This is a genomic window from Aminobacterium sp. UBA4834 (genome assembly GCF_002400205.1).
Classification (GTDB): Bacteria; Synergistota; Synergistia; order Synergistales; family Aminobacteriaceae; genus Aminobacterium; species Aminobacterium mobile.
On sequence record NZ_DHFC01000018.1, the window covers coordinates 500,196 to 521,512 of the forward strand.

The window sequence follows — 21,317 nt, forward strand, 5'->3', positions numbered from 1 at the left end:
TTACATAAAAAAATAAAAAATCCAACGACACGAAAGATTCGCAAATAAGTAGAATTGATTAATATACATTATACAACATAAGACTCTTTTTTAAGAGGTGAAAAGGCTTTATTGCGGGAGAGATTTTAAGAAAAAATCCAAGGCTTTCATGGAACGTAACCCTACTTTTTTGCATCGCTCCGCACGCTTTCGAATCTTTTCTCCTAAGGGGGGGAATATTCCGAGGTTGACATTCATCGGATGAAAAACTTCAGGATCTGTTTCCTGAAGATAGCGCAAGAGAGACCCTATCCCAGTCTCAGCTGGCCAAGAAGGGAGGTCTTTTCCTTTTACAAGAGAAGCCATATTCAAACCAGCTACGAGCCCCATGGCTGTACTTTCTAAATATCCTTCCACTCCTGTTATCTGCCCTGCAAGGAAAAGTGTTTCATGCTTCTGAAAACGAAGGTATCGGTCGAGAACTTTAGGCGCATTAACATAAATGTTTCTATGCATTACACCATAACGAGCAAATTCTGCTCTTTCCAATGCAGGTATAAGGCGAAAAACCCGATCTTGCTCCCCCCATTTTAAGCTTGTCTGAAAACCTACCAGATTATAGAGGGAACCTTCAGCATTATCTTGACGAAGTTGGACTACTGCATAGGGTTCGCAGCCGGAAGAAGGGTCTGGCAGCCCTACTGGACGGAGAGGACCAAAACGCAAAGTATCTATTCCTCTGGAGGCTATAACCTCTACTGGTAAGCACCCCTCGAAATAATGAACATCTTTTTCAAAATCGTGACGAGGAGCTCTCTCCGCCGTAGTAAGAGCTTCTACAAAGGTCACATATTCCTCTTTATTCATTGGACAATTAATATAGTCCGCCCTTTGCCCATACCGTCCAGCTCGATATGCCCGATCCATATCAATGGAATCGTGAAACACTACTGGTGCTACAGCATCAAAAAAAGAGAGGTTCTCCTGACCTGACAATTGCTGTATTTTTCTCGCCAAGGTGGGGCTTGTTAATGGCCCTGTAGCTATAATCGACATCCCATCGGGAATAGCTATAACCTCTTTACGCTCTATACGTACTAAGGGGTGGGAGGAGATTTTTTCAGTGATATACGAAGCAAATTCCTTTCGATCCACCGCTAACGCCTTCCCCGCAGGCACTACTGAATGATCAGCAGCATCCATAATAAGGCTGTCGAGACATCTCAATTCTGCTTTTAATATTCCCGCTGCACTTGAAAAATCATCAGCACCAAGGGAATTACTGCATACCAGTTCACCCATAAGTCCTGTCTGGTGCGCCGGAGTTTTCACTTCAGGACGCATTTCCAAAAGGGTTACGGCTACTCCCCGCTTTGCAAGTTGCCACGTTGCCTCACTACCAGCAAGACCACCACCTATGATAGTAATCTCTTTTTCTTGTCTCATTTGCTATTTTTTCTCCTTCTCTTTCTTCCATCCGCACTTTTGACACTCAGGTACGCTCCTTTTATTTTTACGTGTAAGAGGAGTACCACACTCTGGACATCTTTCCCCGGTAGGCTCGTTCCATGAAACAAACTTACACTCAGGGTATCTGGAACAACCATAGAAAAATTTCCCTTTCTTACTTCTACGCCGTACAACTTCACCTTGTTCTGACTCTCCACAAATAGGACATGGAACACCTATGGTTTTTAAAATAGGTCGAGTATAGCGGCACTTAGGATAGCCTGAACAAGCAATAAATTCTCCAAAACGCCCCCGCTTTTTAACCAAAGGCTTCCCGCATTCCGGACAATCTTCACCTATAGGTTCAGGCTCTGGGAGCTCTACATTAGAAGCTTTCTTGGCTTCTTCCAATGTTAGGATAAAACCGTCCCAGAAAGAACGCACCACATCCACCCATTCAAGCTGGGCTTCTTCTATACGGTCAAGGTTTGCTTCCATCTGCGCCGTAAAGCTCGTATCTATTATGGGTGACTTGCTTTCTGAATCGAAATACTTCAAAAGGAAATCATCCACTGTCATTCCTAATCCCGTAGGTTCAAGACGTTTCTCTTCATTCTTCTCTACATATCCACGATCATACAATGTTTCCACTATACTCGCATACGTAGAGGGACGCCCAACACCTTTTTCTTCAAGAGTTTTAATGAGAGAAGCCTCGGAATAGCGCGCCGCTGGCTTCGTAAACCTTTGTTCTTTCACCACTTCTTTAAAAAGAAGCTCCTCGCCTTCCCGCGCGGAATCTAGCCGTCCGCCTTTCAAATCCAATGGCCAAAGAGAGCCCCAACCTTCAAAAAGAAGGGCCTCTCCTGTCTGCCTAAGACCATATGGTCCTGCTTCAACGTCAAGGATTGCATTCGCAACTATAGCAGGAGTCATCTGAGAAGCAACGAAACGTTTCCAAATTAATGAGTAAAGACGGTGCTGCTCCGAAGAGAGGACGGTGCTGAGATCTTCTGGAGAAAGAGTCACATCTGTAGGGCGTATGGCTTCATGAGCATCCTGGCTTCGTCCGTTTGAAGCAAAAAAGTTGGGGGATTTGGGAAGATATGCCTCTTCAAAATGTCCCGCTATGTAGTTTCTTACCCCAGTTATAGCTTCTGGAGCTAAACGCAAACTATCAGTACGCATATATGTAATCAATCCTACCGGACCACGTCCTGGGATAGTCACTCCTTCAAAAAGCGACTGCGCTATGCTCATAGTCCGTCGAGGGGAAAACCCCAGCCTTCGTGCCGCCTCTTGCTGGAGAGTACTTGTTTTAAAAGGGGGTAATGGTTTGCGTGTTCCCTTCCTCACTTTATACCCTGAGACTTTAAGGGAAAGGTTTGCTATATCCTGAGCAATTTTTGAAGCTTCAGTTTCACTAGAGATAAGAAGAGACTTGCCTTCTTTCCAATAAGACTTCCCTTCAAAACTCATAACTTTTAAGGAATATGAGCGTTTTTCGTCTTCGGATGTAGCAGAGACATCAAGGTTCCAGTATTCTGCTGGAACAAAATTTTGAATTTCCCTCTCTCTTTTACAAATAAGGTCGAGAGCAACAGACTGTACCCGCCCTGCAGAAAGGCCATATCGAACCTTCTTCCAGAGCAACGGACTGAGAGTATACCCTACAAGGCGATCGAGAACACGTCTCGCCTGCTGAGCGTTGACTCGATTCAAATCGATGGTCTCTGGTTTCTTAATAGCTTCTTTTACTGCCTTCGGTGTAACCTCGTAGAAACGAACACGGCAAGGCGTATGGGGGTCTATTCCCAAAATATCACATAAATGCCACGATATAGCCTCTCCTTCTCGGTCAGGGTCTGAGGCAAGAAGAATCTTTTGACTATTTTTCGCCAGCTTGATCAATTCATTCTTTATCTTCGCTTTACCTTTCACCAGTATGTATTCCGGCTCAAAGTTATTTTCAATGTCAATAGCTATTCTACTTTTAGGAAGATCTTTAATATGTCCAATACTAGCTTTAACGGTATACTTTGATCCCAATATTTTTGATAGAGTTTTAGCCTTTGTAGGGGACTCTACTACAACAAGAATCTTCCCGGTTTCCTTATTACCCATCGGGATCCTCCTTTAATGTACAAAATGGTGGCCTTTAGTTCCGCTAGAAAAAGAGGAAATGAGGGCCGAAGCCACAATATCAGAATCTACAGCTCGTTCTATAATACTCATAAAGTATCTGGCATCTACGTGATGTCCCTGTACTTGCCCTACCATAATCGCATCCTCTATAGCAAGTTCTACAATATCTCTAGGGAATTCCTCCGTAATAAGAAAACGGTATGCCAACTTTAACGTTTCTTCCGTAAGATAGATTCTCTCGAGGTCATGTACCAATCGCGTCAAATCTATTCGCTCCTTTGATCCTCAACTTAAACTAGCTCGCCATCTGCCTGGACCAGATTGATAAATAAGATTCATAGCAGATAGATTACTTATGCTGATGATAACATCAGCGGCAGTCATTTTACCTTCAGCAGACAGGTTGTCAACCGTACGATCCCCTTTAGATCGTAGTAATTCAAGAATTTTTTGTTCTTTTTCAGTCATATTGCAAGAAGAAACATTCTTCTTCTCACATAAAGGTGATGAGAAATCGAGCTGTACTGAACCCAAAGTTTCAGAAAAATCCTCGAGACTCACCAAAGGATACGCCCCATCGTAAATAAGCTTATTAGACCCCCAACAAACTTTTTCATCAATTCTTCCTGGAACAGCCCATATTTCTTTTCCCATCTCCAAACCGAGTCGAGCTGTTATTATTGCGCCACTCCGCTGAGGAGCCTCAACAACAACAATTTTATCAGCCAGGCCCGCTATAATACGATTTCGCTTGGGGAAATGCCACGGGGCGGGACGGACCCCTAAAGGATATTCTGTTATAAGCGCACCATCGTCAAGGATATGATGAAAAAGTTCTTTATGTCCCTGAGGATAAACATGGTCGAGACCATGAGCAAGAACAGCTATAGTCTGACCTCCTTCTTCAAGACAGCCACCGTGAGCTGCCCCATCAATACCCAAAGCCCCTCCACTCAGAAGAATCCAACCTTGTCGTGCCCCCAATTTTCCAAGAGCTTGTGCTATATGCTGGCCGTAAGAAGAGCTTCTGCGAGTTCCAACAACAGCAACTTTTCTTTTTTGAGGAGCTAGATGTCCACGTACATAAAGAACAAGAGGGGTATCTTTAAGATTCAACAAATGTGAAGGGAAATTCTTCTCACCCCAAAAAAGGATTCTTATGTTTTCACTACAACACCGTTCAACCTCTCTTTGTGCCCATCCCTTTCTGACACAAGAGTACAACAGTGCTAGAGCTTTTTCTGTCAACGCTTTCTTTTGATTACAAGAAGGTTTTCCCGAAATAAGATCATAAAGGTTTTCTTTTGTAGACACAAGTCGATGCCAAAGACGACGATCTCCTCCCAAAGCATTGACGATTAAAAGGGCTTCCTGTCTAGGAGTCAACATGCAATGCTCCCCTTCCTGTAAGCGAGGGCTTCTGCTATATGCTGAGCCTTTACAGACGAGGACTCATCAAGGTCGGCAATAGTCCTGGCAACCTTTAAGACTCGGCTAATGCCTCGCCCCGATAACCGCAAGCGATCAACCATATTCAACAGGAAAGGTCGTACATCCGAGTTTAGTCGCAGCCCTCGTCGTACAATCCTCTCTGGCAATTCGGCATTATTAAAATACCCCATGTTCCCCCATCGACGCCATTGCCGTTCTCGAGCCTTGCATACCCGTTTACGAACGGTAGCACTTGTTTCTCCCTGCTTTTCCCGAAAAGAAACAAGCTCTCTTGGCAAAAGCCTTGGGATAGCCACATGAAGGTCAATACGATCGAGTATAGGACCAGATAACTTTCGTCTATACCTTTCCCTCTCATACGAAGAACAGATGCAACTCTCTACAGGATCGCCATGCCACCCGCAACGACAGGGATTACACACAGCGATAAGCAAAACTCGGCAGGGGAAAATGGCTCTTCCAACAGCTCGACTCACAACAATTTCACCATCCTCTAGCGGCTGTCGAAGCGCTTCTAACATGTCCCGGCGAAATTCTGTAAATTCATCAAGAAAAAGAACGCCTCTATGAGCCAAGCTGACTTCCCCAGGACGAAGAGAAGCTCCTCCACCACAAACAGAGACTGTGCTGGCTGTAGGATGGACAGTTCTAAAAGGAGGTTGGGAGGTGATTTCGCTATCAAGCCCAGCAGTACTCCGTATCTGAAGGGTTTCAAGAAGTTCTTTATGAGAGAGAGGCGGAAGAATTCCTCGCATAGCTCTTGCTAACATGGTTTTTCCACTTCCAGGAGAACCCACAAAAAGTATATTATGATGACCGGCAGCAGCTATTTCTAAAGCTCGCTTTGCTGTAGCCTGGCCTTTTATGTCGGAGAGGTCGGGATCAGGAGTAACAGGCACCTCTGGGAAGGGATTTTTTTTAATAGGAGAAAGTTTTTTACGGCCAGTAAGGTGATGTAATAATTGACGTAACGTAGTAATACCATAAGCTTCAATACCGGGAACCAATGCAACTTCAAAAGAATTTTCCTGAGGCACAAAGAGAGGAATTCCCAGCCGTTTCGCTAAAAGGGCAGCAGGAACAGCCCCTCGAGTTTTTCGTAAACGGCCATCAAGAGAAAGTTCTCCCATAAAGAGAGCCGGTTTTTTCATCACAAAAACTCCTAACCTTCGAGCTATGCCAAGAGCAATAGGAAGGTCAAGAAGAGCTCCCTCTTTGGGACAGTCTGCTGGAGCCAAATTTACTGCTATTCTGCCTCTTATAGGAATTTTTAAAGAACGGAGAGCTGCTCGAACCCTTTCACGAGACTCTCGAACAGCAGCGTCGGGAAGACCAACAACGGCGATGTAAAATAAGCCACCTGTTACTTCCACTTCAACTTCAACTTTTAGAGCTTGTATACCTCGAAGAGTAACGCCTAAAATGGGAATCACATATATCCCATCCCGCTCGTTATATCCTCTGTATGCCTTAAAGAGTACCGCCCATTATTTACAGTAATTCCTACAATATCAATTCTCCAAGGGCCATTCCAGCGGGCTTCCTGGACATAAGAAAGCCCTGTTCGAACAAGGCGACATATTTTTTGAGGACCTACAGATTGTTCCGGTGACATTACAACGCCCACAGAACGCGTTCGAACTTCCACCACAACAAGTTCTTCTTTATCTATGGCCACTATGTCCAACTCTCCACGGGGAAAGGTCACATTTCGGTCGAGAATTCGCCATCCTTTATCTTCTACATAGGAACAGGCTATATCTTCTCCCCATTTCCCCAGTTCTATATGATCCATAGTTTATCCGTCTCCTTTATCAAGTTGATATAGAAAAGCGAGAACTTGCGCTACAGCCTCATAAAGTTCTACAGGAATTTCCTCTCCCAACTCCAACGTCATGAGAGCAGATATTAAAGCAACGTCTTCCACTATGGGAACATTAGCCTCTCGAGCTAACTTTATAATGTTTTGCGCTACAAAGCCTTCGCCTGATGCGACGACCTTTGGAGCTTTATCTTCTTGGGGGGTATACGAAAGGGCTGCTGCCTCTTTTTTAGAGTTTCGTAGCGTCATGCCTCTATATCGAGCCTTCTTGGAAGAAGCTCTTTCTCCTTCTCTTTTTCTTCCTCACATACAGTTATATATTGAACATGGAGATTTAATTCTTCCAATTTTTCATGAAGGCCTGTTTTTTTGCGCTGAAGCAGCCGAAGGGTTAAAAAGTTTTCCGTCCTGATAGACACCCCTAACTGGCTCCCCTCAGTAACAACTTCTCCTGTGAGCCTGCCTAACCGTCGAGTTGGCATGTCGAAAGCAACTCGCCAGAAAGATCGCCCGTCTTTCCCCTGTTTTTTTTCTACCCTCACATGGGCTGGAAGCTCGTCTTCCTGATCAGAAAAAGGCCACCATGTAGGCATGAGCAATGTAGGATCAATCCCCTGCCTCGCTGGTTGTGAAAGAAGGCTATGTGCCTCCACAAAACGTCCTATATCTCCTTCTTCATCTCTGAGTCTTCTCAACGTCTCTGAAGGACTCCTCCCATGTTGCAACTCCTCCCGAAAGCGACGACGTATATTTTTCCAAAGTTGACTCGACATCTCTGGCGACAACCCTACATACCATATCAGAAGAGAAACATTTTTGGGTGTCAAGGTACTTCCCCTCGCCCACAACTCTACAAGAGGTGCAATATACGCCTCCTTACTCCCCATCTGGCCCCATACAAAGCGGAGAAGTGTCACCACATCCTGTGAAAGAGGAAGACCTCTTAGAAGAAGAGCTGTAGCTAAAGAGCGCTGAGATTCCGGCAAAGCCCCAAGAAGAGCCATATCCTGCTCGCAAAGACGAAGCAATGGGGTCTGACCAGATCCGTCCCATACAGCCCGAAAGCGCTGCCCCACCAACAAAGGCATAGTTGCCTGTGCTTGGAGCTCATGCCCAGCGATCCGGACAAGAAAGATTCCCGATCGGGCATCAAGAACCATCCCTTCTACCACTGTTCCATTTGGTATAGATCGTAACGAGAGAGCTTTCGTTAGACGGGGTGTTGCATCACTTTCCGTATATCTGAGCCCATCAGAGATATTTTTTCCCCCAGGTGATCTCGAAAAACCCTCTATATGACTCATTTATGACGGATCCTTCCATGTAAAACTTCGGCGGTGTATGGGAGAAGGTCCTATTTGAGCCAAAACAAGACGATGGGCGGAAGTAGGATACCCTTTATGTTTTTTAAAACCATAGGCAGGATATATCTTATCAAGAGCTATCATAGCTCGATCTCTAAGCACCTTTGCCACAATAGAAGCAGCTGCCACCTCAGGAACAGTAGCGTCAGCTTTTGGAATAGCTTCTTGAACAATGGTCTCCAGGCCTGGAATACAAAAAGTTCCGTCAACAATAACCTCTTCAAAAACTAGGGGCAATTTTCGTACAGCACGATTCATAGCCCAAAGAGAGGCTTGTAAGATATTTAAAGTATCAATACGCTTTGCAGAAGCCGCCTGAGCCTTCCAAAGTACTCCTATATTAAGCATAACATGAAAAATTTTTTCCCGTTTTTTTGCTGTTAATTTTTTAGAATCGTTCAAACCTATAGCTTCTAAGGCTATTTTTTGAGATTGAGACAGAACAACAGCCGCGGCAACTACTGGCCCTGCCAAAGGTCCCCTCCCTGCTTCATCCACACCCGCAATTAATCGATCTCCCATGGATATCGCTCCCCTGGCCACTCTAAAGTGACCCTTCCTAATTTTCCCGTGGCAAAGGCGTCAATAAACCGCTGCCCCGCAAGAGCCAAGTCCACTCGACCTCCACTTACAAGACAACCAAGACGCCGCCCTATCTTTTCAAGAAGGATAAGATTATCTTCCCCTTCATCCGGAATTCCCCACTTGTCCTCTATAAGGCGCCATAGACCTCGTTCCCTCAAAAACGAAAGAAGAGAAACAGCTATAGCATCACAGCCTCCTATTACATCGGGACGGCTACTCCCTAACCACGCTAACCTGCGATGTATCTCCACATGGGAACGAGGATCAAGGATACCCGGAGAATCTACTGCTAATATATCCTGTCCTTTATACCAAGATACTCCACGGGTGACACCTGGGATCCCTCCGACTTGTGCGCGTTTGCGCCCTACAAGAAGGTTCAGAAAAAGAGACTTCCCTACATTTGGAATACCCATAACCGCTACTCTCAGCTCTCTATAGGGCGGTCGAAGGCGAAGAATATCACGGCGCAACGGCTCTATCTTCCCCTCTAATAGGTTTAAAGCCCATACTTTTCTCTTTTTCTCTTTAAAGAAATGAAGCCACGCTTTTGTTGCGCCTTCCTCTGCAAGGTCTGCGCGAGAAAGGATAATATAGACAGGGCATACTTTAGAAAAGCTTTCTGTTAAAGGCGATGACGTCATATTGGGAGCACGAGCATCCCGGACTTCAAAAATCAAATCCAGTTTTTTCGCCAACTCCTCAAGCTTCCGCTTGCCTTTCGCCATATGACCCGGATACCAGACTGTACGAGGCACGACTAACGAACAACTCCTATTCTATTTAATGGCCAATATCGAAAAAAAACTGGTCCATGTATATTTTTTTCTGGAACAAATCCCCAATAGCGGCTATCTTGGGAATGAGCTCGATTATCACCCATAGCAAAATACATTTTCTCTGGAATGTGAATTGGAACTCGAGGAAAGATCATGTTAGGGAAAAGAGAAAAATCATCTCGTTTTTTCACATACCTTTCCGCTAAAGGCTGCCCGTTAATATAAACAACCCCTTCCCGGATATCGAATGTATCCCCAGGCAATCCTATAATGCGCTTCACAAAGTCTCGTTTCGGGTCCCATGGGTATTTAAATACAAAAATCTCTCCCCGTTCCGGTTTCTGAAGAGCATACCAAAATTTGGCCACGAGAACCCGATCGCCTGGGGCTAGAGTGGGAAGCATAGAGCCACTCGGAATCCAAAAAGCCTGCACTACGAACGTCCTCAAGAGAAGAGCAAGAACAAGAGCCCATAATATTGTTTCCACAATCTCTCTCCACCATGGTTTTACCGCTGCCATGCAGCATCCCCCCTTACTGCAGCAGTATTATATATTGGTTCTAAATGAGAAGAATATTAACTATATTTATACTCTAAGGTTTTTCAGATTTCAAGAATTAATAGCATATAAATTACATCCCGTCTTTAATGCTCACACGACAATGGGGAGATATAACTATACGACATATGGCTTTCCCCCCGTACGGTGCCGATAATACATTTAAAACGAGAGCTGGAGAAAGGGTATGCCAATACGGATTATACCTATATAAGGTACTTCGTCCACTTACATAAAACCACGCGTCCCCGTGAGCTTCATACTTCTCCAATTTTATTGACTTCCACTTCACCCTCACTATATCTACGGGAATATGCTCTGGCAATATACGAATCGAGAAATCTTCCTGAAGAAAATGTGCTCTAACAATTCTGGATTCCAGCCAAAGGGCAAGGCGTTCTGCTTCTCTACGAGCTCCCACTTCTTTCAATCGTGATATAGAGGGATATTTAATAGAAAAAAGTAAAGAACCGGAAATAATGGAAAAAATGGCAATGACCACGAGCAATTCAACAAAAATAGTCCCACGTCCAACGAAAAGAGGGAGCCCTTGGGAGCTCCCTCGATAATACCTTTTGTTCCATTTACAGCAGTGCATCATATCCGAGGTTCAAAACCTTGAGGTTAGCCTCCGCAAACTTTCCAGGTGAAAGCTGTTTAATAGCTTCCCGAACTTCCCCAATCTCCACGTTAGCTACATCGGACGCGCAAAGAGCTCCGAGAATCAAAACATTTAAGAACAGAAAATTGCCCCCCATATGGTTTTTGAGTATATCGTACCCTTTAATCTTAAATAACTTGATTTTCCTTTTTTCTAAATATGCTTGAAGATGATCATTATGGAAAGCCGCTTCATCAAAAACATTTACGACCAAACTGCCCTCCTTACGAAGAAACTGAAGATTACGTATCGCCTCATTCTGATCAAAAGCGAGAAGCACATCTGCTTCACCTGCTTTTACCAATGGGCTCTTATAGTCTCCCACCTTAAAATGACTTATTACAGAGCCCCCCCTCTGTGCCATCCCGTGGACTTCGCTCCCCATAACGTTTTCGCCACGAGTCATAGCAATGTGCCCTAAAACTTTTGTGGAAAAAAGAATCCCTTGCCCACCTATTCCAACGATGACATACTGCATAAGATTACGCCTCCTCTACCGGAACTATAGCCCCGTGAGGGCATACTTGAGTACAAACACCGCAGGATACACAGAATCGCTCGTCAATATAAGCTCTTTGGGTCTCTTCATCAAAAACAAGTCCTGGACAATTAAAGAAGTTAATACAGAACTTACATCCAATGCATTTATCTTGATCTACGTTAACAGGAATTTTGTCCTGTTTTTCCCGAAGGAGCATACATGGATGTTTAAAAATAAGAACAGCTGGTTCCCTGTGAGTTCTAGCGTGCTCCCACGCTTCTTTCACTAATTCCTTACCACTTTGAATGTCATAAGCCTCAAGAGTTTTCACATAAGAAACGCCACATCCCCGCACTACGTGTTCAATTTCTACAACCTGCCCCTCATCGCCCTTGCGCAGTTTATCTCCCACAGATGGATTAGATTGAGCTCCCGTCATAGCTGTAGTACGGTTGTCCAAAATACCCAAAACGAAGGCGTGCCTATTATAGACAGCACTAACTAAGCCCGGTATTCCCATATGGAAAAATGTGGAATCACCAATAGTCGCTACAATCGGCTGCTCCTTTCCCGCCACTTTATGGGCCAGGAAAAGCCCCGAACTCATAGTTATAGCTGCTCCCATATCCATAACAGCATCTGCGCCTTTTTGATTAACCGTAAGGGTATAACACCCTATATCCGAAGGGTTAATAGCATTAGGAATGGCTTGTCGTATAGAAAAAACACTTGCTCGATGCGGACATCCAGGACATAGCATGGGCTTTCGAGGGGTAATCTTTAAATCTTCAAGGGCAGATTTTAAATCGCTATCGACAGCGTTCTCTACCTCTTCACCCAAAGCTTTTAATACAATCTCTTCGATGAGTTCAGGCAAAAGCTCTCCGGCTCTAGGAACAAAACCATTCCATCGTCCTTTGACCTTGCTGCGATCTAAAAGCTGCATTTCCACAACGGGATAGGGCTCTTCAAGAACTAAAACATTCTCATGCCGGTCTATAAAATTAGTCACCATCTTAACCGGGAGAGGGACAGGAGTGCCTATTTTAAGCACAGAAATATCAGTGCGCCCCCAAGATTTTATAATATCCATAACTATAGAGAAAGAAACTCCCGATGCGATAATCCCCAATGAAGCTTTGCCCTTTGCTGGAATCTCATAATTATAATGAGGATAGAGCGTTTCAAACTCCTCTCGAATGGCATCATTTTTCTTGTTTAATTTGGGGTGATTAATGCGCACGCTAGCAGGGAGGCAAACCCACCGTGCCGGGTCTTTTTCAAACTTAATATCTGCTGCAACAGGAAGGACTTCCCTCAATTCTACATCTTGCCGACAGTGGTCAACTCGAACACTTGGTCGTAGCATGGCAATAATATGATGTCTTTCAGAAAGTTCATACGCATCGAAAACCATTTTCTTGGCTTCTTCTGCTGAGGCCGGATCAAAACATGGGACTTTAGCGAAATAAGCGAAAAACCGGCTATCCTGTTCTGTCTGGGAACTATGAGGACCTGGATCATCGGCGACAACAAGCAACATGCCACCTTTCATATCAAAATGAGCAGCACTCATAAAAGGGTCTGCGGCTACATTCAACCCTACTTGCTTCATTACGGCGCAAGAGCGAAGCCCTGTAAAAGCTGCCGCGGTAGCCATTTCAAAAGCTACCTTTTCGTTGACTCCCCACTCTACAGCTGTAGACGTTCCCAACTCATCTGCAAAACTTGCAATTGCCGGCAAAATTTCAGACGAAGGGGTGCCTGGATATGCTGTAGCAACCGCACATCCAGCCTCTACTATACCGCGAGCGATCGCTTCATTACCTAAGAGTATCGCTTTTTTGCTCACCGTACACGCCACCTCCATATTCATCGCTGGGCAATACTTTAAACTCCAGCTTACGCCTCATGGACTTCCCCTTCTACATATTTCTGAATCCATTGATAAAAAGGATGGGCTCCTCGCAGAAGCCTTCCCGCCTTATCAACAAAAGCATGACGAGTCCAGCCTTCTACTAAAAGCTTAGAATCCTCTTTCCGAAAAACACGATAGCAAAAATTTATACTCGACTGTTTCAATTCCTGAACCCAGGTAGAAACACAAATAACATCATCGTAATACGCAGATGCTTTATATCTACAATGCACTTCCACTACTGGCAGAAAAACCCCTCTCTCTTCCCAAAGGACATAGGGAGTACTCAGGGCTCGGCAGTACTCGGTACGTCCTATCTCAAACCACGTGAGGTAATTAGCGTAATACACAACCCCCATCTGGTCTGTCTCTCCATATCGAACGCGTAAAGAAATCGTGACTTCACGCAAAAAAAAGCCCCCTTGAAAAGAAATTTTCGGATAGATGTTTATACATTGAAAAGGGAAGCAAAGAAAGAGTCCTTTTTAGAATTATATACCATAGATAAAAAAAGAACAGCAAATTAAACTCTCTCAAAAAAATATACTTCTTTTTATCGTATTTGCGAACAGTTCCGTCTATGGTCCATCATCATACAAGCATGGCTTATTACATGGAACCCTTTTTCTTGAAGAAGGCCTTCAAAATATGGGTTTTCAGATCCAGGCTGGAACCAAATAACAGTATGTTCTTTTAATAATATCGGATCTTCCATTGAGTCAACCAACGCAGGTCCTCTTTTAGCACGTAGGCGTTCTTTAAATAATATGAGGTCTTCTACAACATCTTTTTGAAGAGAAGGAGAGATAAAAAGAGCCACTATATCTGCAGGAACAGAGAGATCCTTAATCGAAGAAACACACGAGAATCCAAGAATTTTTTCTCCGGCATATGTAGGATTTACTGGATAAAGTGAATGCCCCACAGCGGCTAGATACTTCATAACTGAAAAAACCGGTCGCTCTTCTCGAGAAGAAGCTCCGATTATCACTATTGAAGATGAAGTACAAAGAATACGCTTTTTTATCTCTTTTTCCTCCATAATGAATCATCTCTCCTTTCTCTTTTTTTAATTATAGCGTAAGGCTTGTCGGTAACCTAACCAATGTGTATAATACATGCTCGGATATGGCATTGATGGAGGACTGGCCGAGTGGTCGAAGGCGGCTGACTTGAAATCAGTTAAGGCGAGAGCCTTCAGGGGTTCGAATCCTCTGTCCTCCGCCATTTTTGGAATAGCAAGGGTTATCAAGGTTGGTCAGAAAAATCTTGATAACCCTTTTTTTGTGCATTTTAAGCGTGAATCAGTCGTGGTTAGAAACACTCTCTTTATGATTGCCAACAAAGACATGAAAGCACACCTTTTCAAAACATGCAAGAATTGTAGCTTTTTTTAGGACAATATCTAGAGGGGTCAGGAGCAAATATCAGCAACAACAGCGAGCAATCAGCCGTAAAAGCGAGCTAGCCTATACTTTTTACCCTCCATTCAAGATTATTCAGGGCTAGGCGGGGGCGGGTGGTGCATAAGCTAGGGATAGCTCGGAATATTAAGCTAGCACGACAATATCGCAATTATTTAACTGTGATCGACATTATTTGGGGTTGGAGCCGGGGGAAAGTATGATATAATAGGAAGTTAGGAACATAGTAACTCTTCAAACTACATAATATCCCTACCTATCATTATAACCGCTATTGTTGTATAGCAATAGGACTCAAGAATCATATTGATACAGGACTTTAGAACGAAAGTGAGGTGGTGAAAATGGATGAAGCGGCGGCAAGACTTGAAACAGCGGCATTGGCTCGAAACCTTTTATATTCTGCGTGGTGCGAATTTTCCACGATACAGAAATTGAAAGAAAAATTAATGAATGGGAAGGAGAAATTTCATGACAACGGCAATCGCTTTAACCCCAGAATTACAAGAAAATTTTAGAAAGCTAAGCGAAAAAATGAAAAAAGTAGGAAAAGCTTTAGAAAAAAACCCACTTTGCCAGGCTTTTTGCGAAACAACAGGATCAATCGAAAAGAATCCAAATCCACGAGCCGCCAAATTTCAATTAATGCAGGCTCACATTAAAGCGTCTCGAGACAAAAATAGAAACCCCCAAACCGTGCGAGACATTTTTAAGCTTTCGAGAAGATTTTGGCGTGACGCCAGCAACCCCGGTGCTTTTGTAAAAAAAGTCATAAACGGAGTTAAAAAAATCGTATCTCCAATTATTTTTATCCGTATGAAAACCGACCCCTCCGACGACCCCGACGGCTCGGGCGGCGATGACGACCCCGACGGCGACGACCCGGACTCGGATCATCACCGGCAAATAGCAAAACCCCTTCCACATAGCGACCACTCCACCCAAAACGGAGGTGTCGCCCATGCATAAAGCCATTCAAAAATTCCAAAAAGAAACCACCCCAAACAAAAAATTCTACAACGATAAAGGTACCCCTTACGGGTATGTTTACGACGATAGCTTCTTAAAGTTCGAGCAGAAAAAAGACCGGCTCAGGATTTTTGGAAATCGTGCTCACGCCGTCGACGAGGAGCTTTTCGAGGAGCTCGTCGGGCTGGGTGTTCGGATTATTATTCTCGATGAAAGGGACAACAACGTTTTCAGAATTTGGAGAACGTCCATTCAAAAATTACAAGCCGCTCCAAGAAGAAAACTGGCAGGCGTAAAAAGAATAATCATTGAGCTTTCAAAGTGTGAACTTCTGAGCGGCGACCCCGAACCCTGGTACATAGCTCGGAGGTCGGCATAATGCTATCCCTTCGTGAAATCGGCTTGAGCGCCGATGACATTCGGAGTTGGTTCGAGCGAGAGTTCCATCCCAAGAACGCAAGAATCGACGGCGATCAAATTTATTGTAGTTGTCCAATCCAAAGCCACGGTCACAAAAACGGCGATAAAAGTCCTTCGTTCAGCTTCAATTGCGAGCAAGGAGTTTGGACATGCCATTCGAGCGGCGATTCCGGCTCAATAAAAAAACTTTGTGAGCTGTGCGGCGTTCCAACTCCTTGGAATGGAAAAGGAAAAATTCCAGCACGGCAAACTATTTATACGTACGAAAATGCCGACGGTCAGCCACTTTACGAGGTCGTTCGGCTCGATGACGTAAACGGCAAGAAAATCTTCCAAAGAGCAATCAGCCCCGACGGCAAGCGGGTAAACTCCATGCGTGGAATAGAGCGAATCCCTTATAGGCTCCCAGAACTCATCCAAGCTCAGAAGAGCAACCAACCAATCTTCGTCGTCGAGGGCGAAAAATGCGCCGAAACCTTGCGATCACTGGGCTTGACCGCTACCACAAATAGCGGCGGGGCTGGGAAATGGAATGATTGCGGGAAATATTTCCAGAAGGGAATAAATATTATTGTTATTCCGGATAATGACCAGCCAGGGCGGCGACATGGATTGGAGGTCGCAACGGATTTAAAACAGCGTGGGTGCAACGTGAAAATTCTAAACTTGCCGGGTCTCCAGCAAAAAGAAGACGTCGTCGATTGGCTTGGGGTAGGACATTCAAAGGAAGAACTTTTAAACCTTGTCGGGCAAGAGCAGGAATGGGACGAGGAACGAGCGGAAGCCGAAACCGCAAAAGAGGAAGAAAAAATCCTTTCCATTTTTAAAAGTATAGACGAACTCCCACGGGAAAAAACAGAAATGATTGCGGGGCTTTTCCCAAGGCGTGGCTTAAGTATTTTTGCCGCTCCATCCGGTTGTTTCAAATCTCTAATCGTTCAAAGAATAGCCTCCGAGCTTTCCACGGGCTCAAAAGTTCTTGGCGGAATTGGCGGGGCGACCCATCCGCAACGGGTCGTTCTTTTTAACGGAGAAATGGATCAAACTCTTCTTTGGGAGCGCAAACAAATATTTAACTTTCAAGACGACCCAAACTTTTTTCACGTTGTGGATAAGAAAACAGTTTTTGACGAAGCAAAAGTCATTCTTGATGTGGACATCCCAGAAGGAAGAAGGGCAATAGGGCAATGTATCGACATCTATGCCAGGCGAAAGGGAGCCCCCGACCTAATAATATTTGACTCCATATCGAGCTTTGCGGGCGGGGCAAACCTAAACGACCGTAAAGAAATCGCTCCGATCGTGGAATTTTTAGTGAACCTTTCCAAAAAGCACAATGCGGCGGTTTTAATTATCCACCATCTAAAAAAACGCAAAGTTGAAGAGCGTGGCGCTTGGGTCGACCAGGACGACGTTATCGGCGGCTATTGGCTCATGGGAGCGGCAAGTTATGGATATGCGATCAACGAACGTCGAGACAAGGAAACAGGAGAACTCACAGAGCGAATCGTAACAAACGTGAAATCACGAAGCAAACCCAAGCCACCATTCGCTTTTTCGGTCGAAGAAAAAGAGGATGGGTCATCGGAATTTTCAATCAACTTGACTCCGAGCTTGGGCGATTCAAAAAAAGAAAATGTTTGGAATAAAATCAATCGGGTTTTTGGAGATGGCGGAACTTTTAAGCGAGAAGCTGTAGAAAGACTGTGTCCAGAAATCTCAGAAAGTTATATTCGAAAACTTCTTAAAGAATGGGTTGAGGTCGGAGCTTTGGAAAAAGAAGGAGTTACAAAAGATACAAAATATCGACTCTCAAACATTCCACGAGAGGGGGTAAATCATTGGTCAAATCCCCCTCAAACACTGATGAACACTACGAAACATTTGACCACTCCCATTGGTCAAATAGTGGTCAAATCAAATAAACCCACTTCTATGGGTCTTAAGTCCCATTTGACCACTAATCCCAATGATTTGACCAATGCCACTGGTCAAATCAAATCCGGTGTTTGCAAGGGTTCAACCCTGATTTGCACAATGAATCCCCCCCTATGGTCAAATGAAAAAAGCGAGTGGTCAAATGATTTGGAGACCAACGTTAATGATAGTTTAACAAAAGCTCAGCCTGTTGAAAAATGTACCAGTTTGAATAAATTTCTTTCGTCCATCCAAGAAAAAAAAGGAGGCGACTCCGTGGAAAATCTTAACCAGCCCAAAGTGACCGATCAAACCAAAATGTCCAAACCCGATCAACGACCCATCCAAAATTCACCGCCAGCCGATTGGGCGGCATGGCTCGAAAGCTCCGAGCCGGAAGTCAAAGAAAAATATAACGAAGTTTTTAATCGGCTCTCAAAGTTTATCAGCCCCGAGCAGGCGATAGAAAAAGCTTATCAGCGAGCCTGGGGGTTCCAGCAAAAGCTCAAGGAAGAAGCGGCATAGGGTGGAGGGGTATTATCCCCTCCTACCCACACTCCGGGGGGTTACAAAAAGTCTGGGGGCTTGTAATAGCGAACCCCGAGGCGAAATAGGCGTGAGTGATTGCGAAACTGGACATAAGGGGGGTATGGGTATATTTAGCATGGTAAAGGGGGCTTTCTATGGAATTTGTCGACTTGCTCCACGGGAAATTCTTAAAAATTCTGAAAAGGCTTTTCGGTCGGCATGGAAAAAAGTAGATCAAAAGAGATCATTGAGCAAATTTTTAAGGAATTTAAAAAGGAACTTTCTTATGAAGAAAGCGAGCGAGAAAAATATGTTAGCTCGCTTTCGAATAGAATCCGTCACGGCGGTCGGATTGGTGGAAATAAATTATAACCCCCGGGGGTGGGGTCTGGGGATTTTTTGACTCCATTCAAAAATAGATAGAACAGAAAGGGGCGATATTGAAATGCTTAAGGGAATTGTTTTGATTTATGACGATGATTCACAATTAACGCTTTTTAAGCGGCATGGGCAAATAGGAATTTTCCCCGACGATGGAACTTTTGAAGCTCGAAAATTCTTAAAGGATTTGAAATACAAAGGTTTTGTAACTGACCCGCCATGGATGAAAGGAAGCGGCTGTATCTTTTTACAACCCCATTTTTGGGATAAATTCTTTTCTATAAAGCCAGAAGCAGAGGACTTTAACCCGCTCCGAGATTCACAAAAGAGGTTTTATGAGTACCAAAAGAAGAGCCGCTAAAAAGCGGCTCCTTTTTCTTATCCCCCTCAAAACCGACCCGCCAGAATGCCCCACAAGCCCCCTAACTTTTGAAAGAGGTATGGATGGTCATCTAGAAATAAGCCTTTGTCTTCTTTTAGGCTCCAACGTGTTTATGGGGCTAAAGCGTGTGTGCTCTTCTTTCAATTCCTCATTGGAAAAAGCAACGTATCGCCTTGTCATGCTTAAGCACGTGTGCCCCATTGTCTGTTGAAGGCTAAAAACGTTCCCCCCATTCCGTACCCACAACAAGGCAAAAGTATGCCGTAGGTCGTAGGGGCGAATTTTCGTTCCTAAAATTTTACTGTAATGTTCGAGTCTGTTTTCCCAGCTACGAATGGCTAGCTTGTTCCCTTCATATGAACAGAATATGGGAGAGGACCTCCAATCGACGGGGCGAATCCGCAACAATTCCTTTACGGCTTGCATAGTTTTTTGAGAAATAGGAAGTATTCGTCCTGTTCGAGTTTTTGTTATTTCAGGTCTAAGCCGAACCTGTTTTCCGGAAAAATCAAAGTCATCTTCCATGAGATTAAGCATTTCCGATGGGCGAACGCCTGTATCGAGTGTAGTTAAAAACATGGCATGATCTCGAACGCCAACATATGTAGAGAGGTCGGGAGCTTTTAAAAGCTCTATCAAGGTGTCTATTTCTATGTGAACTATTCGAGGTTGTGTCTTTCTTCGCTTCAATCCTCTTAAAGGGTTGGAAGATAAAAACCCCTCTGAAATACACCATTCAAAAAAGGCTGATAGGTAATTCAACCGAATATTAAATGTGTACGGGTTTTGTTGGAGACTCATATAATCAATGAGTCTTGCCTTGTTATTTTCCCCCCAAACAGCAAATCCTTCACGATATATTCGTGAGATTTCTTGCCTATATTGAGAAAGGGTATTTTTGCTTATTCCTTGCGCTTTTTTCCACGCAAGGAACATTTCAAGGGTTTCTTCCCATGTTTCGGGAATATAACTTCGGAGCTTGACGACACGTGAAATTGACATTAACTATCCCCCCTCAAAATGCCTCTTTTTTGCGAATCAGTCGTGGCTAGAGGCGTTTTTCAGAGAGTGTTTCTAGTGTTTGCAATGGTTCATACGCTATTTTCGAAGGCGGCTGACTTGAAATCAGTTAAGGCGAGAGCCTTCAGGGGTTCGAATCCTCTGTCCTCCGCCATTTTTGTGGATTTTAAACAAGAGAGGGAAGAGATAATAAGGAATCTCTTCCCTCTCTTTTATTTTTGCTTATTTGAGAAAATAATTAGCGCGGGATGCCAATTCGACTAAGGGGCCAAAAGCGAAAAAAAGCAGGTCCGCGCATGGCTTTTTTAGGGACAAAATGATGATCCCAATAGCGTCCATCCCACGAATGAGGCCTGTTATCACCCATCATAAAGTAATGTCCTTCTGGAACGACCAAAGGAAGCATAGAAACAGAATCTTGATTCTTCACATAAGATTCTTCGAGTGCTGATCCATCCACATACACCACTCCGTCTTGTATCTCCACTTTTTCTCCTGGTAAAGCGATAATCCTTTTGACAAAATCTTTCTTGGGGTCATCTGGAAACTTAAAAACTACCACCTGTCCCCGTTTCGGCTCCGAAAAAAGGTACCAAAATTTAGCAGCCATAACACGATCCCCTATTTCTAAGGTAGGAATCATGGAGCCACTTGGGATCCAATAGGATTGCACAACGAAAGTCCGAAGTATGAAAGCAAGAGCCACTGCCCATAAAATGGTTTCCAGGGTCTCGCGCCACCATGGTTTAACAGCCATACAATTACCTCCACTTTTTGTTTTCTCTTTATTATTTTATCCCTTTTTGAAGACTTTGAATGGTTTTTCCCCGATATAATAAATATTTTATTTTTTCGTTGCCATTTTTAAAATAGCGCTAATGGAGGATGAATCGGATGGTCGATGACGGCTGATTTGAAATCAGTTATGGCACGAGTCGTGTTTCTGGATGTCCAACCCTTTGCCCCATTTGCCCCATCACCATTTTTAGAAAAAAGAGCTGCAAGAAAGATTCTTGCAGCTCTTCCAAATATATACGCGAACACCACGGTTACTCTTTTAGAACAAACCAGTAATATTCCC

The 21,317-nt window shown here is 44.1% G+C and carries 23 protein-coding genes and 1 tRNA gene; 6 read left to right on the forward strand and 18 right to left on the reverse strand.

Annotated features, from left to right (window positions below):
* Window positions 1-108: 108 nt before the first annotated feature.
* The 16 genes from trmFO to B3L97_RS09080 form a co-directional block, all read right to left on the reverse strand.
* A complete protein-coding gene (gene trmFO, locus B3L97_RS09005) occupies window positions 109-1,425 on the reverse strand; it encodes a methylenetetrahydrofolate--tRNA-(uracil(54)-C(5))-methyltransferase (FADH(2)-oxidizing) TrmFO (protein ID WP_286934899.1) in 1,317 nt (438 codons plus the stop codon).
* Between the two features lie 3 nt (window positions 1,426-1,428).
* Window positions 1,429-3,552, reverse strand: a complete 2,124-nt coding sequence (gene topA / locus B3L97_RS09010) for a type I DNA topoisomerase (protein WP_286934900.1) — start codon at window positions 3,550-3,552, stop codon at window positions 1,429-1,431.
* A 12-nt stretch (window positions 3,553-3,564) separates the two neighbouring features.
* Window positions 3,565-3,837 carry a hypothetical protein gene (locus tag B3L97_RS09015; RefSeq protein ID WP_024821700.1) on the reverse strand — a complete coding sequence of 91 codons (273 nt, stop codon included), beginning with the start codon at window positions 3,835-3,837 and terminating at the stop codon, window positions 3,565-3,567.
* 21 nt (window positions 3,838-3,858) lie between these two features.
* A complete protein-coding gene (gene dprA, locus B3L97_RS09020; protein ID WP_286934903.1) occupies window positions 3,859-4,962 on the reverse strand; it encodes a DNA-processing protein DprA in 1,104 nt (367 codons plus the stop codon).
* Window positions 4,956-6,458 carry a YifB family Mg chelatase-like AAA ATPase gene (locus B3L97_RS09025; RefSeq protein ID WP_286847879.1) on the reverse strand — a complete coding sequence of 501 codons (1,503 nt, stop codon included), beginning with the start codon at window positions 6,456-6,458 and terminating at the stop codon, window positions 4,956-4,958. Before B3L97_RS09025 ends, dprA begins: the two co-directional genes overlap by 7 nt.
* Window positions 6,455-6,820: a YraN family protein gene (locus B3L97_RS09030; RefSeq protein ID WP_024821697.1), complete on the reverse strand. Its 366-nt coding sequence runs from the start codon at window positions 6,818-6,820 to the stop codon at window positions 6,455-6,457. The genes B3L97_RS09025 and B3L97_RS09030 overlap by 4 nt, the downstream gene beginning before the upstream one ends.
* 3 nt (window positions 6,821-6,823) lie before the next feature.
* A complete protein-coding gene (locus tag B3L97_RS09035) occupies window positions 6,824-7,096 on the reverse strand; it encodes an EscU/YscU/HrcU family type III secretion system export apparatus switch protein (RefSeq protein WP_286847877.1) in 273 nt (90 codons plus the stop codon).
* Window positions 7,093-8,151, reverse strand: a complete 1,059-nt coding sequence (locus tag B3L97_RS09040; RefSeq protein ID WP_286934906.1) for a hypothetical protein — start codon at window positions 8,149-8,151, stop codon at window positions 7,093-7,095. The genes B3L97_RS09035 and B3L97_RS09040 overlap by 4 nt, the downstream gene beginning before the upstream one ends.
* The gene (locus B3L97_RS09045; protein ID WP_024821694.1) at window positions 8,152-8,733 is read right to left on the reverse strand and encodes a ribonuclease HII; all 582 of its coding nucleotides are present in this window, start codon (window positions 8,731-8,733) and stop codon (window positions 8,152-8,154) included.
* Window positions 8,718-9,554 (reverse strand): YlqF/YawG family GTPase, encoded by an 837-nt coding sequence (locus B3L97_RS09050; protein WP_286847875.1) that lies wholly within the window; start codon window positions 9,552-9,554, stop codon window positions 8,718-8,720. Before B3L97_RS09050 ends, B3L97_RS09045 begins: the two co-directional genes overlap by 16 nt.
* A 2-nt stretch (window positions 9,555-9,556) precedes the next feature.
* Complete coding sequence (lepB, locus tag B3L97_RS09055) at window positions 9,557-10,096, reverse strand: signal peptidase I (protein ID WP_024821692.1); 540 nt, start codon at window positions 10,094-10,096, stop codon at window positions 9,557-9,559.
* A 112-nt stretch (window positions 10,097-10,208) separates the two neighbouring features.
* Window positions 10,209-10,643 (reverse strand): hypothetical protein, encoded by a 435-nt coding sequence (locus B3L97_RS09060; RefSeq protein WP_286934908.1) that lies wholly within the window; start codon window positions 10,641-10,643, stop codon window positions 10,209-10,211.
* Between the two features lie 76 nt (window positions 10,644-10,719).
* Window positions 10,720-11,274: a 2-oxoacid:acceptor oxidoreductase family protein gene (locus B3L97_RS09065; RefSeq protein ID WP_024821690.1), complete on the reverse strand. Its 555-nt coding sequence runs from the start codon at window positions 11,272-11,274 to the stop codon at window positions 10,720-10,722.
* A 4-nt stretch (window positions 11,275-11,278) separates the two neighbouring features.
* Window positions 11,279-13,147, reverse strand: a complete 1,869-nt coding sequence (iorA, locus tag B3L97_RS09070; RefSeq protein WP_286934933.1) for an indolepyruvate ferredoxin oxidoreductase subunit alpha — start codon at window positions 13,145-13,147, stop codon at window positions 11,279-11,281.
* A gap of 32 nt (window positions 13,148-13,179) precedes the next feature.
* Window positions 13,180-13,605, reverse strand: a complete 426-nt coding sequence (locus tag B3L97_RS09075) for an acyl-CoA thioesterase (protein ID WP_286847871.1) — start codon at window positions 13,603-13,605, stop codon at window positions 13,180-13,182.
* A gap of 143 nt (window positions 13,606-13,748) precedes the next feature.
* The gene (locus B3L97_RS09080) at window positions 13,749-14,237 is read right to left on the reverse strand and encodes a CoA-binding protein (protein WP_024821687.1); all 489 of its coding nucleotides are present in this window, start codon (window positions 14,235-14,237) and stop codon (window positions 13,749-13,751) included.
* Window positions 14,238-14,334: 97 nt separating this feature from the next.
* Here B3L97_RS09080 and B3L97_RS09085 point away from each other — a divergent pair.
* The 5 genes from B3L97_RS09085 (at window position 14,335) to B3L97_RS09105 (ending at window position 19,195) form a co-directional block, all read left to right on the forward strand.
* Window positions 14,335-14,422: transfer RNA gene (locus B3L97_RS09085), tRNA-Ser, on the forward strand.
* A 668-nt stretch (window positions 14,423-15,090) separates the two neighbouring features.
* On the forward strand, window positions 15,091-15,588 hold the full coding sequence (locus B3L97_RS09090) for a hypothetical protein (RefSeq protein ID WP_286934910.1): 498 nt from the start codon (window positions 15,091-15,093) through the stop codon (window positions 15,586-15,588).
* A complete protein-coding gene (locus tag B3L97_RS09095; RefSeq protein ID WP_286934911.1) occupies window positions 15,581-15,967 on the forward strand; it encodes a hypothetical protein in 387 nt (128 codons plus the stop codon). The genes B3L97_RS09090 and B3L97_RS09095 overlap by 8 nt, the downstream gene beginning before the upstream one ends.
* A complete protein-coding gene (locus B3L97_RS09100; RefSeq protein ID WP_286934913.1) occupies window positions 15,967-18,450 on the forward strand; it encodes an AAA family ATPase in 2,484 nt (827 codons plus the stop codon). Before B3L97_RS09095 ends, B3L97_RS09100 begins: the two co-directional genes overlap by 1 nt.
* 448 nt (window positions 18,451-18,898) lie before the next feature.
* A complete protein-coding gene (locus B3L97_RS09105; protein WP_286934914.1) occupies window positions 18,899-19,195 on the forward strand; it encodes a hypothetical protein in 297 nt (98 codons plus the stop codon).
* Window positions 19,196-19,282: 87 nt separating this feature from the next.
* Here B3L97_RS09105 and B3L97_RS09110 read toward each other — a convergent pair whose 3' ends face one another.
* Both B3L97_RS09110 and lepB (B3L97_RS09115) read right to left on the reverse strand, forming a co-directional pair.
* The gene (locus B3L97_RS09110) at window positions 19,283-20,218 is read right to left on the reverse strand and encodes a tyrosine-type recombinase/integrase (RefSeq protein WP_286934916.1); all 936 of its coding nucleotides are present in this window, start codon (window positions 20,216-20,218) and stop codon (window positions 19,283-19,285) included.
* 256 nt (window positions 20,219-20,474) lie between these two features.
* Complete coding sequence (gene lepB / locus B3L97_RS09115) at window positions 20,475-20,993, reverse strand: signal peptidase I (RefSeq protein WP_286934919.1); 519 nt, start codon at window positions 20,991-20,993, stop codon at window positions 20,475-20,477.
* Between the two features lie 144 nt (window positions 20,994-21,137).
* On the opposite strand from lepB (B3L97_RS09115), the gene B3L97_RS09120 reads away from it, so the two are divergent.
* A partial coding sequence (locus tag B3L97_RS09120; protein WP_286934921.1) for a hypothetical protein occupies window positions 21,138-21,317 on the forward strand: 180 nt, incomplete at its 3' end.